General features: G+C 69.4%; 14 protein-coding genes. 8 read left to right on the top strand and 6 right to left on the bottom strand.

Annotated elements, in window-relative coordinates:
• Positions 1-110: 110 nt before the first annotated feature.
• Positions 111-1,127, bottom strand: a complete 1,017-nt coding sequence (locus U4Z31_RS19355; RefSeq protein WP_044845401.1) for an ABC transporter substrate-binding protein — start codon at positions 1,125-1,127, stop codon at positions 111-113.
• Positions 1,128-1,363: 236 nt separating this feature from the next.
• Here U4Z31_RS19355 and U4Z31_RS19350 point away from each other — a divergent pair, with 236 nt between their 5' ends.
• Positions 1,364-2,029: a response regulator transcription factor gene (locus tag U4Z31_RS19350; RefSeq protein ID WP_044845377.1), complete on the top strand. Its 666-nt coding sequence runs from the start codon at positions 1,364-1,366 to the stop codon at positions 2,027-2,029.
• Positions 2,016-3,437 (top strand): sensor histidine kinase, encoded by a 1,422-nt coding sequence (locus U4Z31_RS19345; RefSeq protein WP_321796496.1) that lies wholly within the window; start codon positions 2,016-2,018, stop codon positions 3,435-3,437. Before U4Z31_RS19350 ends, U4Z31_RS19345 begins: the two co-directional genes overlap by 14 nt.
• A gap of 30 nt (positions 3,438-3,467) precedes the next feature.
• Here U4Z31_RS19345 and U4Z31_RS19340 read toward each other — a convergent pair whose 3' ends face one another.
• From U4Z31_RS19340 to U4Z31_RS19325, 4 genes are read right to left on the bottom strand one after another with little or no spacing between them, the layout of a single operon-like run.
• On the bottom strand, positions 3,468-4,232 hold the full coding sequence (locus tag U4Z31_RS19340) for an ABC transporter ATP-binding protein (protein ID WP_044845379.1): 765 nt from the start codon (positions 4,230-4,232) through the stop codon (positions 3,468-3,470).
• Positions 4,229-5,086: an ABC transporter ATP-binding protein gene (locus U4Z31_RS19335; RefSeq protein WP_044845380.1), complete on the bottom strand. Its 858-nt coding sequence runs from the start codon at positions 5,084-5,086 to the stop codon at positions 4,229-4,231. The genes U4Z31_RS19340 and U4Z31_RS19335 overlap by 4 nt, the downstream gene beginning before the upstream one ends.
• 11 nt (positions 5,087-5,097) lie before the next feature.
• Positions 5,098-6,909 (bottom strand): ABC transporter permease, encoded by a 1,812-nt coding sequence (locus U4Z31_RS19330; RefSeq protein WP_321811098.1) that lies wholly within the window; start codon positions 6,907-6,909, stop codon positions 5,098-5,100.
• A 40-nt stretch (positions 6,910-6,949) separates the two neighbouring features.
• Positions 6,950-8,143 (bottom strand): ABC transporter substrate-binding protein, encoded by a 1,194-nt coding sequence (locus U4Z31_RS19325; RefSeq protein ID WP_321811097.1) that lies wholly within the window; start codon positions 8,141-8,143, stop codon positions 6,950-6,952.
• Between the two features lie 355 nt (positions 8,144-8,498).
• Here U4Z31_RS19325 and U4Z31_RS19320 point away from each other — a divergent pair, with 355 nt between their 5' ends.
• Genes U4Z31_RS19320 through U4Z31_RS19305 form a run of 4 tightly spaced genes read left to right on the top strand, consistent with a single transcriptional unit; the run spans position 8,499 to position 12,136 of the window.
• The gene (locus U4Z31_RS19320; RefSeq protein WP_321811096.1) at positions 8,499-9,521 is read left to right on the top strand and encodes a LysR family transcriptional regulator; all 1,023 of its coding nucleotides are present in this window, start codon (positions 8,499-8,501) and stop codon (positions 9,519-9,521) included.
• The gene (locus U4Z31_RS19315; protein ID WP_321811095.1) at positions 9,518-10,969 is read left to right on the top strand and encodes an NAD(P)/FAD-dependent oxidoreductase; all 1,452 of its coding nucleotides are present in this window, start codon (positions 9,518-9,520) and stop codon (positions 10,967-10,969) included. The genes U4Z31_RS19320 and U4Z31_RS19315 overlap by 4 nt, the downstream gene beginning before the upstream one ends.
• A 46-nt stretch (positions 10,970-11,015) precedes the next feature.
• The gene (locus U4Z31_RS19310; protein WP_321811094.1) at positions 11,016-11,546 is read left to right on the top strand and encodes a hypothetical protein; all 531 of its coding nucleotides are present in this window, start codon (positions 11,016-11,018) and stop codon (positions 11,544-11,546) included.
• Entirely contained in the window at positions 11,543-12,136 is a 594-nt protein-coding gene (locus tag U4Z31_RS19305) for a peroxidase-related enzyme (RefSeq protein WP_321811093.1), read from the top strand. Before U4Z31_RS19310 ends, U4Z31_RS19305 begins: the two co-directional genes overlap by 4 nt.
• 54 nt (positions 12,137-12,190) lie before the next feature.
• Here the strand turns inward: U4Z31_RS19305 and U4Z31_RS19300 are convergent, their stop codons facing one another.
• Entirely contained in the window at positions 12,191-12,622 is a 432-nt protein-coding gene (locus U4Z31_RS19300; RefSeq protein WP_044845386.1) for an Lrp/AsnC family transcriptional regulator, read from the bottom strand.
• A 296-nt stretch (positions 12,623-12,918) separates the two neighbouring features.
• On the opposite strand from U4Z31_RS19300, the gene U4Z31_RS19295 reads away from it, so the two are divergent.
• Both U4Z31_RS19295 and ctlX read left to right on the top strand, forming a co-directional pair.
• Complete coding sequence (locus U4Z31_RS19295) at positions 12,919-13,998, top strand: ornithine cyclodeaminase (protein ID WP_044845387.1); 1,080 nt, start codon at positions 12,919-12,921, stop codon at positions 13,996-13,998.
• Between the two features lie 58 nt (positions 13,999-14,056).
• Positions 14,057-15,058: a citrulline utilization hydrolase CtlX gene (ctlX, locus tag U4Z31_RS19290; protein WP_321811092.1), complete on the top strand. Its 1,002-nt coding sequence runs from the start codon at positions 14,057-14,059 to the stop codon at positions 15,056-15,058.
• Positions 15,059-15,191: the final 133 nt, after the last annotated feature.

The following is a 15,191-nucleotide window of genomic DNA, read 5'->3' as shown; positions in this document are numbered from 1 at the left end:
CTCCTCCGTGAAGCGGTTGCTTGTCGGTTGAATCGGCGCCGCGCGCGATGCATGCGCGGGCGCGGTTGGGTTCGAGGAAATCGGGATCCGGAAACGAATGACCGCCGTCGTCAGCCGGTCCGGTAGTCGTCGAGCATCGGCGCGAACATCTCGTGCCACGCGCGCGGCTTCGCCTTGATCGTGCCGGCGAGATACAGGAATTCGACGTAGTCCATCAGCTGGTTCGGCCGCACCGAGAAACGCGTGTCAGGCGCGGCGAGCATCTGCATCACATCGTCGTGCGACACGGCGACGCCCGACGACGCCGCATACAGCGCGGCCGCCGCGCGCGGGTCCTGCGCGATCAGGCGGTTCGCTTCGTCGAGCGCGCCGAGAAACGCCGCGGCCAGCGCGGGCTCCGTATCGACGAGCCGCTTCGGCGCGAACACGACGTCGAGCGTCAGCGGGCCGAGCACGTCGACCGAATTCACGACGCGATGAATGCCCGGCTGCCGCAATTCGAGGGTCGAGAACGGCGGCGACGTGAAGTGCGCCGTGACGCCGTTCTCGCGGCGGATCAGCGCCTGCATCGCCTGCGGATGCGGGAGGTTCACGGTGATCGAGTCGAGCTGCGCGAAATGCCGCGCGCCGAGCTGCCGGCTCGCGACCATCTGCAGCACGACCGCCGACAGCGACGTGCGGATGCCCGGCACCGCGATCCGGTCGGACGGCGTGAAGTCGCGCAGCGACGTCAGGCCCGGACGGTTTGCATTGAGCGACAGCGAGGTCGTGGACAATCCGCTGATGCCGATCACCTCGACGTTCGGAATCCCGCGCGCCCGCGCCCACAGCTCGATGAAGCCCGGCGCGCCGGCACCCGCGAAATCGAGCGTGCCGGCCATCATCGCGTCGTTGACGGAATTGCCGCCGTCGAGCAGCACCCAGTCGACCGCGACGTCGCGCAGGCCGTGCCGCGCCGCATGCCGCTCGAACAGGCGCTGCTTCTCCATCACGAGCAGCGGCAGGTACAACACGCCATAGCCTTTCGAGATCCGCACCGTGCGTGGCTTCGCGCGCACCAGCGACGGTGCGGCAAGCATGCCGAGGCCGGCGGCGAGCAACGCGCGGCGGCGCGGCGACGTCTTCATGCGCATGCCTCCATGCGGCGCGCGACCAGCGGCAACGCGGCAGCCGGCGTCAGGCTACGCCGTGCATCCGGCCGTGCCTTCGTCGTGCCCGTGACATGCTGCATGTTGCCGTCTCCTCTGGTATTAATGCCGTCGTCGCTTGCTCCGGCTGAACACAGGTTATCGAGCGAGTCTGAGAAAATACTGACATCCCGCCCCCGGGAAAACCCCTAACCCCTCACCCTGCAAACGGCACCATGCGCATTCTCGTCGTGGAGGACGATGCCGAAATCGGCGCGGCGATCCGCAGCCGCCTCGCGCGGCTCGGGCATGCCGTCGATCTCGAAACCGACGGCTCGACCGCGAACGGCCTGCTGCGCGTCGAGCGCTTCGACCTCGTCGTGCTCGATGCGAACCTGCCCGGCCTCGACGGCTTCGCGGTGCTGCGCAACCTGCGCGCGTCGGGCAGCACGACGCCGGTGCTGCTCGTCACCGCGCGCTCGGCGATCGACGACCGCGTGAGCGGCCTCGGCCTCGGCGCCGACGACTATCTCGTGAAGCCGTTCGACTACCGCGAGCTCGATGCGCGCGTCCAGGCGCTGCTGCGCCGCAACAGCGGCCATGCGAACGACGTGCTGACGCTCGGCGGCCTCGTGATCGACCGCAGCAGCCGGCTTGCCGAACTCGACGGCCGGCCGCTGTCGCTGTCGCGCCAGGAATTCGCGCTGCTGGAGATCCTCGCGAGCCGTCCGCAGCGGATCTTCTCGAAGGACGAACTGCTGAACCAGCTGTTCAGCTTCGGCAACGAGCCGACCGCGAACGCGGTCGAGCAATACGTGACGCGCGTGCGCAGGAAGCTTCAGGGCAGCTCGGTCGAGATTCGCACCGCACGCGGGATGGGGTATCAGATTGCCGCGCACTGACTGGTTCCCGAAGACGCTGTTCGGGCGCACGCTGCTGTTCATCGCGCTCGTGGTCGCGACCGGCGCGCTCGCGCTGGCCGCGATCGCGCGCTATTACGCGGGCGTCGCGGCCGAGCGCGCGTACGACCAGCTGCTCGCCGGCGCGTCGATCCAGGTCGCGGAGAACCTGTACGTGCAAGGCGGCGTGCTCGCGCTGAACCCGCCCGTCGCCGCGCTGTCGACGCTGTCGCGCTACGACCTCGTCTACTACAAGGTGGTCGATTCGCGCGGCGTCGTCGTGGCCGGCTACAACGATCTCGCGAGCCCCGCGACGCTCGCGGCCGCGAAACAGGGCCCGTCGTTCGCGAACGCCGTCTACCAGGGGCACCGGATCCGCACCGCGACCATCGCGCGCTACATGCCGGAGGAAAGCACGCCGGGCTGGGCGCTCGTGACGGTTGCGCAGACAACCAATGCGCGGCAGCAGCTGACGAACGACATGAGCATCAAGGTGTGGACGCTGATCCTGCTGATGAGCGTGCTCGCGATCGGCGCGAGCGGCCTCGCGATCCGGCGCGGGCTGCGCCCGCTCGCGCAGATCGGCACGATCATCGCCGCGCGCGACCCGGCCGACCTGCGGCCGGTGGCCGTCGACACGCCGAGCGAGATCGACGCGATCATCGGGTCGATCAACGGGCTTATGCGGCGGCTCGCCGAGCGGATCAACGCGATGCAGCGTTTCATCGCCGACGCCGCGCACCAGATGCGCACGCCGCTCGCGCGGCTCGACGCGCAGATCGAACTGCTCGACGGCGAAGCCGATCCCGCGCGTCATGCGGCGCGGCTCGATGCGTTGCGCGCGACCTGCTCGGATGTCGGGCGTCTCACCGGGCAGTTGCTCAATCATGCGATGGTGATTCATCGCACCGAGGTGGTGCCGCTGCAGCCCGTCGATCTCGTCGCGCTCGCGAAGGACGTGCTCGGCCGCACGATTCCGCTCGCGGACGCGCGCGACGTGGCCGTCGCGTTCGCGAGCGACGCGCCGCATGCGTGGATCGACGGCGATGCGATCAGTCTGCAGGAGGCATTGTCGAACGTGCTGCACAACGCGCTGCTGCACGGGCATGCGGACGATATCGTCGTGTCGGTCGCCACCGCGGGCAACGCGGATCGGGCGGTGACGCTGACCGTCACCGACAACGGGCGCGGCATTCCGCGCGAGCATTGGGACGCGGCATTGCAGCCGTTCGTGCGGATCGCGCCGGACGGCAGCGAACGCCGCACCGGGTCGGGGCTCGGGCTCGCGATCGTGCAGGAAGTGATGAAGGCGCACGGCGGGCGCGTCGGGTTCGCGTTTCCCGATGCGGGCGGGTTCGCGGTAGTGCTGACGTTTCCGCGGCCGGCAACGGCGCACGCCGGTCACGCATGAATCGGCGGGACGCGGCGCCCCTTCCGTCGACTACGCCGCGACCGCCTCCCCGCCGAGATACGCATCGCGCACGCGTTCGTCGTCGAGCAGCGTTTTCGCGGGCCCTTCGAGCACGACGCGCCCCGTCTGCAGCACGTATCCGTAATGCGCGATCTCCAGCGCGAGGCTCGCGTTCTGCTCGACCATGAACACCGTCACGCCCTGCCGGTTGATCGTGTCGATCAGTTCCAGCACCTTGTCGACGTAGAGCGGCGACAACCCCATCGTCGGCTCGTCCATGCAGATCAGCTTCGGCCGCGCCATCAGCGCGCGCGCCATCGCGAGCATCTGCTGCTCGCCGCCCGACAGCGTGCCCGCGCGCTGCGCGAGCCGCTCGCGCACGCGCGGAAACAGTTCGAGCACGCGCGCGTAGTCGTCGGCCACCGCCGTACGATCGCCGCGCGTATAGGCGCCCATCAGCAGGTTCTCGCGCACGCTCATGTCGCCGAACAGCCGCCGCGCCTCGGGCACGGCCGCGATCCCGCGCCGCACGCGCTGCGGCGTCGCGAGCGCGGTCACGTCGTCGCCGTCGAAACGCACGACGCCGCGACGCGGCCGCATCAGCCCGAGAATCAGCTTCATCGTCGTGGACTTGCCGCTCGCGTTGCCGCCGAGCAGGCTGACGATCTGCCCGCGGCCGACTTCGACGTTCACGTCGAAATGCACCTGCACCGGGCCGTAGAACGTGTCGAGGTGTTCGAGTTTCAGCAGCGCGTCGGTCATGGTCGTGTCGGGTCCGGAAGAAGGTGCGCTCATGCGGCCGCCTGCACGGTGCGCTCGGCCGTCGTGCCGCCTGCATGGCGGCGACCGAGATAAGCCTCGATCACGCGCGGATCGTGCCGCACGTCGCGTGGCGCGCCTTCGGCGATCTTCACGCCGTTGTCGAGCACCATCACGCGGTCGGACACGCGCATCACGAGTTCGAGCTTGTGCTCGATCAGCAGGATCGTCAGGCCGCGCGTCTTCAGCGACTGGATCAGTTGCAGCATCTCGGCGGTCTCGGTCTCGTTCATCCCGGCGGTCGGCTCGTCGAGCAGCAGCAGGCGCGGATGCAGCGCGAGCGCGCGGCCGATCTCCACACGCCGCCGGTTCGCATACGACAGGCTGTGCGCCGGATGATCGATGCGCGGCGTGAGCCGCTCGCCGAACCCGGCGATGATGTCGCGCGCCTCGTCGCGCAGCGCCGCTTCTTCGCGCCGCACCGACGCGGGCCGCACGAGCGCGCGCCACACCTCGGCCGCCGCGCCGAGCGCCGGCCAGCCCGGCCGCGCCGCGCGCAACCGCGCGTGCGCGCCGATCAGCACGTTGTCGAGCACGCTCAGGTTGCCGAACACGCGGCCGTGCTGGAACGTGCGCGCGATGCCGAGCGCCGCGAGCCGTTCCGGCGGCGTGCCGGTGATGTCGCGGCCGTCGAACGTCACGCGGCCGGCATCGGGGCGGTCCGCGCCCGCGATCAGGTTGAACAGCGTCGACTTGCCCGCGCCGTTCGGGCCGATCACGCTCAGCAGCTCGCCGTCGGCGAGCGTCAGGCTTGCCGCGTCGAGCGCGGTCACGCCGTCGAAGCGGCGCGTCAAACCCCGTACGTCGAGCAAGGGGCGAGTGGTGGTCATCGCATTCCTCCTCATACCGTGCCGAGCAGGCCCTGCGGCCGGAACCGGACGAGCAGCAGCAGCACGAGGCCGTAGATCAGCATCCGGTAGTCGGCCGCCCAGCGGAACAGCTCGGGCAGCCCGATCAGCGCGATCGCGCCGACGACGCCGCCGAGCACGTTGCCGAGCCCGCCGAGGATCACCATCGTCAGCGCGAGGATCGACACCTGCGAATCGAAGGTCTGGTGATTGATGTAGCTGTACAGGTGCGCGGCGATGCCGCCGCTCACGCCGGCCGCGACGCCGCCGACCGCGAACGCGATCGCCTTGTAGCGGTTCGGCGCGATGCCGTGCGCGCGCGCGGCGACGTCGTCCTCGCGCACCGCGCGCAGCGTGCGGCCGAGATGCGAGCGCAGCAGCCGCACCTGCACGAGCGCGAACGCGACGAGCACCGCGAGCGTGAACCAGTACGCGGCGCGCGCGGTCGTCGCCCACGGCAGCGGCGCGATGCCGGTGATGCCGAGCGGGCCGCGCGTGAGGCCGTCCCAGTTCAGGATCACGAGGCTCACCACTTCGCCGATCCCGAGTGTCGCGATCGATACATAGTGCCCGCGCAGCCGGAACGCCGGATAGACGAGCAGCGTGCCGAACACGGCGGTGATCGCGCCCGCGCACGGAATCGTCACGGCCGGCGACCAGCCGAGATCCGACGACAGCAGCGCCGACGCATACGCACCGATCACGAGCAGCGCGGCGTGGCCGAGCGAGATCTGCCCGACCGTGCCCGCGACGAGCGTGAGGCTCAGCGCGAGCAGCCCGTACAGCCACGCGTTGGTCAGCGTCTGCAGCACATAAGGCGATGCACCGAGCCACGGCAGCACGGCCGCCGCCACGATCAGCACGACGAGCACCGGGCGTGGCACGCGCACGGCTTTCGCGGCTGCGAGGAAGGTGCCCGTCATCGGCTCCGGCGGCAGCGCGCGCTTCCCGCTGAACAGGCCATTCGGCCGCCACACGAGGAACACGATCAGCAGTCCGAACGCGAACAGGTCGCGATAGCTGGTGCCGAACAGCGCGACGCCGTAGCTTTCGACGAGACCGAGCAGCAGGCTGCCGGCGATCGCGCCGGGCACGTTGCCGAGCCCGCCGATCAGCAGCGCGACCACGCCCTTCAGCGTCGCCTGGAAGCCCATCGCCGGATCGATGCTGTTGTAGTACATGCCGACCAGCAGCCCGCTGACACCGCCGAGCGCGCACGCGATCGCGAACACCGTCTGGTTCACGCGATCGACGTCGACGCCCATCTGCAGCGCCGCATCGCGATCCTGCGCGGTCGCGCGCACAGCCCAGCCGAGCCGCGTGAAGCGCAGGAAGCCGTACAGCAGCGCGGCCGCCGCGAGGCCGATGCCGGCGATCAGCAGGTCGAGCGCACCGAGCGTCGCGCCGGCGATCCGCAGGTGCCAGTCGGGCAGCGGCGTCGGCACCGCACGCGGGTCCGCGCCGAACGCGAGTTGCGCGAGCTGGTCGAGGATGAAGCTGATGCCGATCGTCGCGAGCAGCGGCGCGATGCGCGCGGCGTGGCGCAACGGCCGCAGCCCGACCCGCTCGATCGCGATGCCGAGCGCGCCGCAGCCGACGACGACCGCCGCGAGCGCGGCCGGCAGCGGCAAGCCGAAGCGCGTCAGGCACAGCCAGCCGATGAAGGCGCCGACCATGTAGACCGAGCCGTGCGCGAAGTTGATCAGGTGCGACACGCCGAAGATCAGCGCGAGCCCCACCGCGAGCAGCGCGTAGATGTTGCCGACGATGAGGCCGTTGAGCGTGTAGTCGAGCCAGGAAGCCATCACGATGCGTCCGTCATTTGCATGCGGTTCCGGGTCGGGGTCAGCGCGCCGCGAGCTGCGGCTTCGCGCCGTCCCACAGCGCCCACTGCCCCTGCTTCACGACGAGATACACGGTGCGTGCGCCCGCGACGCGGCGCGTCTGCGGATCGAAACGCACCTTGCCGAAGATCACGCTCGGCACGTCGCTCACTTTCTCGAAGCCGTCGTGCGCGGCCTGGCGCGTCACGCCGTAGCGGCGCAGCACCTCGGCCGACAGGATCAGCGCATCGTATGCACGCGCGACGAACGAATCGGGATCGGCATGGAATTTCGCGCGATAGCGCTGCACGAACGCCTGCACCTCCGGGCGCGGTTCGGCCGGGAAGAAGTTCGATTCCGTATAGACGCCTTCGACGGCCGTGCCGCCGAGTTCGAGGAACTTCGGCGAATACACGGAGCCGACCGCCGCGATCGGCAGCGTGAGCCCCGACGTACGCGCCTGCCGCACGATCTGCGCGCCGTCCGCGTAGTAGGAAATCAGCACGATGGAATCGGGCTTCGACGCACCGATCCGCACGAGCGTCGAGCGGAAATCCTTCTCCGCCGGCTGGTAGCCTTCGGCCGCGACGACCTGCGCGCCGAGCCCCGTCACCGCCTTCGCGAAGATGTCCTTGCTGGTGCGGCCCCAGTCGGTGTTCAGGTACAGCACCGCGATCCGCTTGAAGCCGAGTTCCTTCACCGCGTAGCGCGCGAGCAGCGGCTGCTCCTCGGCCTGGCTCAGCGCGGTGCTCCACAGGTAGTCGCCGCCCTTCGTGAAATCCGGATGGGAGTTCGTGAAGCCGAACTGGATCAGCTGCCCGCGCTGGTAGATCGGCGACGCGGCCATCGACGTCGCGCTGGAAAAGTCGCCGAGCTCGATCACGACGCGAGGGTCCGCGACGAATTTCTGCGCGATCGCCACCGCCTGACGCGGATCGCTGCGGCTGTCCTGGAAGTCGACCGCGAGCGGCCGGCCGTGGATGCCGCCGCCGCCGTTGATCTCGTCGAGCGCGAGATCGAAGCCACGCTTCCATTGTTCGCCGTATTGCGCGTCCTGCCCGGTGAGCGGCCCGCTCACGCCGATCACCACCGGCTCGCCGGACACGCCCGCCGCGAGCGCGCCGCCCGTCGACAAGCCCCATGCGGCAGCCAGTGCCGCCACCGTGCCCAGCACGCGCCGCCATGCGCCGCGTGCGTCGTTCCCCGAAACGTTCATGCGTCCCCCCAGCTTCAGTCAGTCGAAAAGAGTGAGGGCATGTAACCATCCGGTTCAGGGCGTTCCAACGAAGTTTTGCGCATATCGATATCGTGCGCGGCGCGAAGCGCAACATCACTGCCACGGTCTCCTGCACGGCGCGTCCCGCGCGACGCATCGGCATGCGCTGCAGCGCATTGATTCGATTGACGTTTGCCGTTGAGCATCGCTGCCGGCCGACGCGCATGCATGCACGGCACGTCGTCCCGGCGCGCGTGCGCTTCGCATGTTTGGCACTGTCGATAGCAAAAATCATTATATGAATCGTGCATGCTCGCACTCCTACAATGCGCAAATCGCATCATCGGAACGCGTCATGGAGTTGCATCAACTCGAAGCCTTTTCCGCGGTCATGTCGGCCGGCAGCGTGACCGGCGCGGGCGAACTGCTCGGCCGCTCGCAGCCGGCCGTCACGCGACAGATCCAGGAGCTCGAAGCCGATCTCGGCTATGCGCTGTTCGACCGGCACGGCCCGCGCGTCACGCCGACGCGCCGTGCATTCCTGCTCTACGAGGAAGTCGAACGCTCGCTCGTCGGCCTGCGCGCGATCGAAGCGCGGGCGCGCGCACTCGGCGAAGAAACCGCCGAACCCGTGCGCATCGCGGCCACGCCTTCACTCGCGGCCACGCTCGTGCCGGCCGCGCTCGCCGCACTGCCCGACGGCGCGCACGCGCCGCACTACCAGTTGCGCAGCGAGTCGGCCGAACACGTCGTGCACGAAGTGCTGGCAGGCACGGCCGATATCGGCGTCGTCACGCTGCCGATGGCGCATGCGGGGCTCGACGTGCACTGGATCGCGCAAACGCCCTGCGTCGCCGTGCTGCCGGCCGACGATCCGCTCGCGGGCAAGCCGCGCATCGCGCTGCGCGATCTCGCGGGCCGCCGCATCGTGACGGTCGCGAACCGGCACCGGCTGCGCCAGCGGATCGATGCGGCATTCGCGGCCGCACGCGTCGACGCGCACGTGTTCATCGAAACCAATGCATCGCTGAACGCGGTGATGGCCGCGCGCGCGGGCGTCGGGATCGGCATCGTCGACCCGGCGACCGGCGTGGCACTGCCGGTGGACGGCGTCGTCGCACGACCGCTCGATGTCGACATCCCGTTCGCATTCGGTGTCGCGACGCCCGCCGGCAAGACGCGCACGGCCGCCGTCGAGGCGCTGCTCGACGCGCTGCAGCACACGACGCAAGCGCTGCTCGACGACGTGACCTTTCACGATGCATCCGTGCACGACGCGCTGCTGCGAGGCGACCGGTTGCGCATCGATCGCCCGCCTCGCGCGACGCGCGCCACACGAACCGCACGCACACGCGGTACCCGCCCGGAGGCCGCATGACGGCGACGCCCGACACACCCGACGCACCCGACACGCTCGACGCACTCGAAGCCCGCCTCGCCCAGGACCTGCGCTGGCTCGACCTGCCCGCGCCGTCGTGGGTGCCGCCGCGCGACGTCGACGGCACGCGCGTGCTCGACGTCGCGATCGTCGGCGGCGGAATGGCGGGGCTCGCGGCATCCGCCGAACTGCGCCTGCTCGGCATCGACAACCAGTGCGTGATCGACCGCGCACCGGCCGGCTACGAAGGCCCGTGGATCACGTTCGCGCGGATGGAGACGCTGCGCTCGCCGAAGCAGCTCACCGGCCCCGCGCTCGGCCTGCCCGCGCTGACGTTCCGCGCGTGGTTCGAAGCACGATACGGCCGCGACGCGTGGGATGCGCTCTACAAGATTCCGCGCACGCAATGGATGGAATACCTGCGCTGGTATCGCAGCGTGCTCGACCTGCCGGTGCGCAACGACACCGCGCTCGTGGCACTGCGTCCGCGCGACGACGGCCTGCTCGCGCTCGACCTGCGCGCGAACGGCCACGCGCAGACCGTGCTCGCGCGACACGCCGTGCTGGCGACCGGCCGCGACGGGCTCGGCGGCCCGTACGTGCCGCCCGTCGCCCAACGCGCGCCGCGCTCGCGTTGGGCCCATTCGTCCGATCCGATCGATTTCGCTTCGCTCGCCGGCAAGCGCGTCGGCGTGGTCGGCGCGGGCGCGTCCGCGTTCGACAATGCGGGCACCGCGCTCGAAGCGGGCGCCGCGCGCGTCGACCTGTTCTTCCGTCGCGCGGACATTCCGCGCATCAACAAGCTGACGGGCATCGGCAGCCCGGGTCTCGTGCACGGTTACGCCGATCTCGACGATGCGACGAAGTGGCGCTTCATGCACTACGCGCTGACGTCGCAGACACCGCCGCCGCGCGACAGCGTGCTGCGCGTGTCGCGGCATGCTCACGCACACTTCCATGCAGCCAGCCCGATCGAAACGCTGGTCGAACACGCGGACGGCCTCGACGTCGTCACGCCGCGCGGCCGCTACACGGTCGACTTCCTGATCTTCGCGACGGGCTTTCATTCCGACTGGACGACACGCGCGGAATTCGCGTCGTTCGGGCCGCATGTGCGGCGCTGGAAGGATCGCTATCAACCGGAACCGGGCACATGGCTCGACGAGCTCGCCGAGTCGCCCGACCTCGGCCCCGCGTTCGCGTTCCAGGAACGCGAGCGCGGCGCCTGCCCGGCCGTCACGCGCATCCATTGCTTCAACCATGCGGCGAGCCTGAGCCACGGCAAGCTGTCGGGCGACATCCCCGCGATCAGCGCGGGCGCCGGGCGGCTCGCGCGCGGCATCGCGAGCCGGCTGTTCGACGCCGATCGCGACCGCCACTACGACGCGCTCGTCGCGTTCGCGACCGCGGAGCTGCAGGGCGACGAATGGCGCGACGCCGACGCATGAGCGCCGCCGCGATCCACGCTACTCACGACGACTGGAATCCATCACGATGACCGAACCCATCCCGCCGGCCGCCGCGCCGGATACGATCGACGCCGTCGCCGGCCTGCGCGAAGGCGATGCCGTGGCCACGCTGCGTCGCGCACGCGACAAGGTGCTGCTCCATACGCGGCTCAGCGAAGCCGCGCTGTTCGACACCGCGCTGCCCGATCTTTCGTTAATCGAACGATTGCATGCGGCACGCTATGTCGCGCAGCGCTCGAATGCGCACGCGCTGGCCGCGGTCTACCGAACACGACTGATCGATGCAGGCGGCACGCCCGACGACATCGCCCGCGCGGACGCCGATGCGTTCGACGCACTGCCCACGCGCCTCGGCGCGCTCCTCGCGCATGCGCGGCGCCTGACGCGCTCGCCCGCCGACGCACGCCCGTCCGATCTCGACGCACTGAAGTCGGCCGGGTTCACGACACCCGCGATCGTCGCGCTGTCGCAGCTCGTCGCCTTCGTCTCGTATCAGCTGCGTGTCGCGGCAGCGGCGCAAGCATTGCAGGCGCGTGCCGCCCGGGAGGCCGCATGACGATGGCCACGCACGGTTTCACGTCCGCCACGCTCGGCTGGCGTGCATGGCTCGACACGGTGCCGCTCGAGCGCGCCACGGCCGACCAGCTCGCGGTGCTCGAAGCGAGCCATCCGCAAGCGAAAACGTCGGACTACTACCTGCTGCTCGTCCACCTGCCCGACATCCTGCGGCAGCGTTCCGGCGTGTTCAACGCGATCATGTATGGTCCCGGCGGACTGTCACGCGCGGAACGCGAGCTGGCAAGCACGGCCGTGTCGCGCGTGAACGGCTGCGTGTATTGCGCATCGGTGCACGCGCAACGCTTCGCGCAGCTCGCGAAACGCACCGATGCGATCGACCAGGTGTTCGACGATCCGTCGACAGCCGGCACGACCGCGCGCGAACGCGCGATCATCCGCTATGCGGTCGCGCTGACCGAACGGCCCGACACGGTGGACGAGCGCGACATCGCCGCGCTCGAAGCCGAAGGGCTCACCCACGAAGAAATTCTCGACCTGTCGCACGCCGTCGCGATCTTCGCGTGGGCGAACCGGCTGATGCTGACGCTGGGCGAACCGGTGTTTCCCGAACCCGCAGCGGGCGACTGACACGCCGCCGCGCCGGCGCGGGCGAGCACATCGGCCGACGCGCGCTGCCGCGCGTTATGCCTTGTGCGTCGACAACAGAATGCTCGTCTCCGTATTCGCGATCCCGTCGATCAACCGGATCGCGCCGAGCACGCGATCGAAATGCTCGAGCGAATCGGCGTGCAGCTCGGCGACCAGATCCCAGCGCCCGTTGGTACTGTGGATCGACGCGACGTTCGGATGCCCGCGCAGCACCTTCACCACTTCCGCGCCGCGATTGCCCTGCACCGCGATCGACATCAGCGCGCGGATCCGGTGCCGCTCGGCGGCCGGCTTGAGCCGCACCGTATAGCCGACGATCACGCCGTTCTTCTCCAGCCGCGTCAGCCGGTTCTGCACGGTCGCGCGCGCGACGCGCAACGCCTTCGCAAGGGCGACGACGGGCATCCGCGCGTTGTCGCGCAGCAGCGCGATGAGCTGCCGGTCGACGTCGTCGAGCGTAATCATGAACGGACCTTCCTGTTGAACGTGACACGGCCGCCAGCGTGCCGGACGGCACGCATTTCGACCAGCATGATTTGAACAAACTGCCATATCCGGCCAGCAATCTGCCAAGTCTATCGAGAAATCTGCCATTTTTGCCGTCTTTTTGTTGGCTCGACTCACGGAAATAATGACTCCATCGACCGGCCGCATGGGCCGCGACGCCGCTTTTGATGGAGCCGGGGCCCGGGCCGACACGCCCGCCCCGGTCGACCAGAACGCCTGGACACCCGTCCGGGCAACAAAATGGAGACAGACCGATGACCCGCTTCCTCGACGTTCCCGCCACCGCCCGACTGATCGCCCAGACCGGCGTCACGCCGTTCCTGCGCGCGCTCGTCGACACGCTGCGCGCCGATTACCTGCACTGGGCCGACTTCGACAAGTCGCCGCGCGTCGCCTGCCACTCGCGCGACGGCGTGATCGAGCTGATGCCCGTCGCGAACGCGTCGCTGTTCGCGTTCAAGTACGTGAACGGCCACCCCGTCAACGCCGCGCGCGGGATGCACACCGTGATGGCGTTCGGCGCGCTCGCCGAAGTCGACACCGGCTACCCGCTGCTGCTCGCCGAACTCACGCTGACCACCGCGTTGCGCACCGCCGCGACGTCGGTGCTGGCCGCGCAGGCGCTCGCGCGCCCCGACGCGCGCACGATGGCGCTGATCGGCAACGGCGCGCAGAGCGAATTCCAGGCGATCGCATTCCATACGCTGCTCGGCATCGACGAGATCCGCGTGTTCGACGTCGATCCGCTCGCGACCGACAAGCTCGTGAAGAACCTCGCCGCTTACCCTGAATTGCGCGTCGTGCGCGCCGCGTCGACCGCCGACGCCGTGCGTGGCGCCGACATCGTGACGACCGTCACCGCCGACAAGGCGTATGCGACGATCGTCACGGCCGACATGATCGAGCCCGGCATGCACCTGAACGCGGTCGGCGGCGATTGCCCGGGCAAGACCGAGCTCGACGCGGGCGTGCTGCAGGCGGGCCGCGTGTTCGTCGAATTCGAGCCGCAGTCGCGCATCGAGGGCGAGATCCAGCAGATGCCGGCCGACTTCCCGGTGACCGAACTGTGGCGCGTGCTGCAGGGCGAGACGACCGGCCGCGAGCGCGCGGACGAAGTCACGGTGTTCGACTCGGTCGGCTTCGCGCTCGAGGACTACTCGGCGCTGCGCTACCTGTATGCGCTCGCGCAGCAGCACAACGCGGGCGTCGAGATCGCGCTGATTCCGCCGGCCGTCGATCCGAAGAACCTGTTCGCGCTGATCGACGATCCGGCCGCGATCGCGCAGGGTCACGCGGCATTCGTGACCGAAGCCGTCGCCGCGTTCGCACGCTGATCGTCATCCCGGGCGGCGTGCGCGCCGCCCGATTCTCCGCCTGTCTCTTCAAACGTTCATGAATCTCGTATCGATCCAGGCGCCGGCCGCCGTCGTGATGATCCGGCCGCACCGCTTCCTGCCGAATCCGCAGACCGCGGCCGACAACGCGTTCCAGCGCACGGCCGTCGGCGGCGCGCACGACACGCTGTCGGTGTCGGCCGCCGCGCGCGACGAAGTCACGGCCGCCGCGCGCGCACTCGCCGATGCAGGCGTGCGCGTGCACGTGTTCGACGATCACGGCGAGCGCGACACGCCCGACTCCGTGTTCCCGAACAACTGGTTCTCGACCCATCCGGGCGGGCATATCGCGCTGTTTCCGATGCATAGCCCGAACCGCCGCCGCGAGCGACGCGCGGACATCGTCGAGATGCTGAAAGCGGAATACCGCGTGCAGGACGTGATCGACTACTCGGGGCTCGAATACGACGACGTGTTCCTGGAAGGCACCGGCGCGATGGTGCTCGACCACGTCGCCCGAATCGCGTACACCGCGCGTTCGCGCCGCGCCGATCCGGTCGCGCTCGAGCGTTTCTGCACGCACTTCAACTTCGAGCCGATCTGCTTCGATACGGCCGATGCGAACGGCAACCCGATCTATCATACGAACGTGATGATGAGCGTCGCCACCGAGTTCGCGATGATCGGCCTCGACCTGATCGCCGAGCGCCAGCGCCGCGACGAAATCGCTCAACGCCTGACCGAAACGGGCCGCACCGTGATCGCGCTCGATCATGCGCAGATCGCGAACTTCGCGGGCAATACGCTGGAGCTGTCGGGCAAGGACGGGCGCGTGCTCGCGCTGTCGCGGCGCGCGTTCGACTGCCTCACCGGCGGCCAGCGCGCGACGATCGAACGCTCCGCGCGGCTGCTGCCGCTCGACGTGCCGACGATCGAGCTGGCCGGCGGCTCGGTGCGCTGCATGCTCGCGGGGATTCATCTCGCGCGGCGGGCAACCGCGCCGGATGCGATCGCCGTGGAATCGGCCGCAGTGCCACGCGAGACGACGCCGCAAATCTGACCGGCAGGCTCACAAAGCGCAAATGGCTGCCGATGCGATGCAACGGAAGCCACTGTTTGTTCGAAGGGGATTGAATCGGCGAGCGTCGGCCCGCATCGTCAACGCCGCAGAATGCTCCGGCATCCGAACGATA

Origin of the sequence: Burkholderia sp. BCC1985 (genome assembly GCF_905339915.1) — a bacterium.
GTDB lineage: Bacteria > Pseudomonadota > Gammaproteobacteria > Burkholderiales > Burkholderiaceae > Burkholderia.
The sequence above is the reverse complement of the archived record's forward strand: the minus strand, read 5'-3'. Positions and strand labels throughout refer to the sequence as shown.

Excerpts from the sequence above, each read along its gene's own strand:
- U4Z31_RS19340 (WP_044845379.1), bottom strand. The coding sequence starts at position 4,232 with ATGAGCGCACCTTCTTCCGGACCCGACACGACCATGACCGACGCGCTG.
- U4Z31_RS19320 (WP_321811096.1), top strand. The coding sequence starts at position 8,499 with ATGGAGTTGCATCAACTCGAAGCCTTTTCCGCGGTCATGTCGGCCGGC.
- U4Z31_RS19350 (WP_044845377.1), top strand. The coding sequence starts at position 1,364 with ATGCGCATTCTCGTCGTGGAGGACGATGCCGAAATCGGCGCGGCGATC.
- U4Z31_RS19335 (WP_044845380.1), bottom strand. The coding sequence starts at position 5,086 with ATGACCACCACTCGCCCCTTGCTCGACGTACGGGGTTTGACGCGCCGC.
- U4Z31_RS19325 (WP_321811097.1), bottom strand. The coding sequence starts at position 8,143 with ATGAACGTTTCGGGGAACGACGCACGCGGCGCATGGCGGCGCGTGCTG.
- U4Z31_RS19305 (WP_321811093.1), top strand. The coding sequence starts at position 11,543 with ATGACGATGGCCACGCACGGTTTCACGTCCGCCACGCTCGGCTGGCGT.
- U4Z31_RS19355 (WP_044845401.1), bottom strand. The coding sequence starts at position 1,127 with ATGAAGACGTCGCCGCGCCGCCGCGCGTTGCTCGCCGCCGGCCTCGGC.
- U4Z31_RS19300 (WP_044845386.1), bottom strand. The coding sequence starts at position 12,622 with ATGATTACGCTCGACGACGTCGACCGGCAGCTCATCGCGCTGCTGCGC.
- U4Z31_RS19330 (WP_321811098.1), bottom strand. The coding sequence starts at position 6,909 with ATGGCTTCCTGGCTCGACTACACGCTCAACGGCCTCATCGTCGGCAAC.
- U4Z31_RS19315 (WP_321811095.1), top strand. The coding sequence starts at position 9,518 with ATGACGGCGACGCCCGACACACCCGACGCACCCGACACGCTCGACGCA.
- ctlX (WP_321811092.1), top strand. The coding sequence starts at position 14,057 with ATGAATCTCGTATCGATCCAGGCGCCGGCCGCCGTCGTGATGATCCGG.
- U4Z31_RS19310 (WP_321811094.1), top strand. The coding sequence starts at position 11,016 with ATGACCGAACCCATCCCGCCGGCCGCCGCGCCGGATACGATCGACGCC.
- U4Z31_RS19295 (WP_044845387.1), top strand. The coding sequence starts at position 12,919 with ATGACCCGCTTCCTCGACGTTCCCGCCACCGCCCGACTGATCGCCCAG.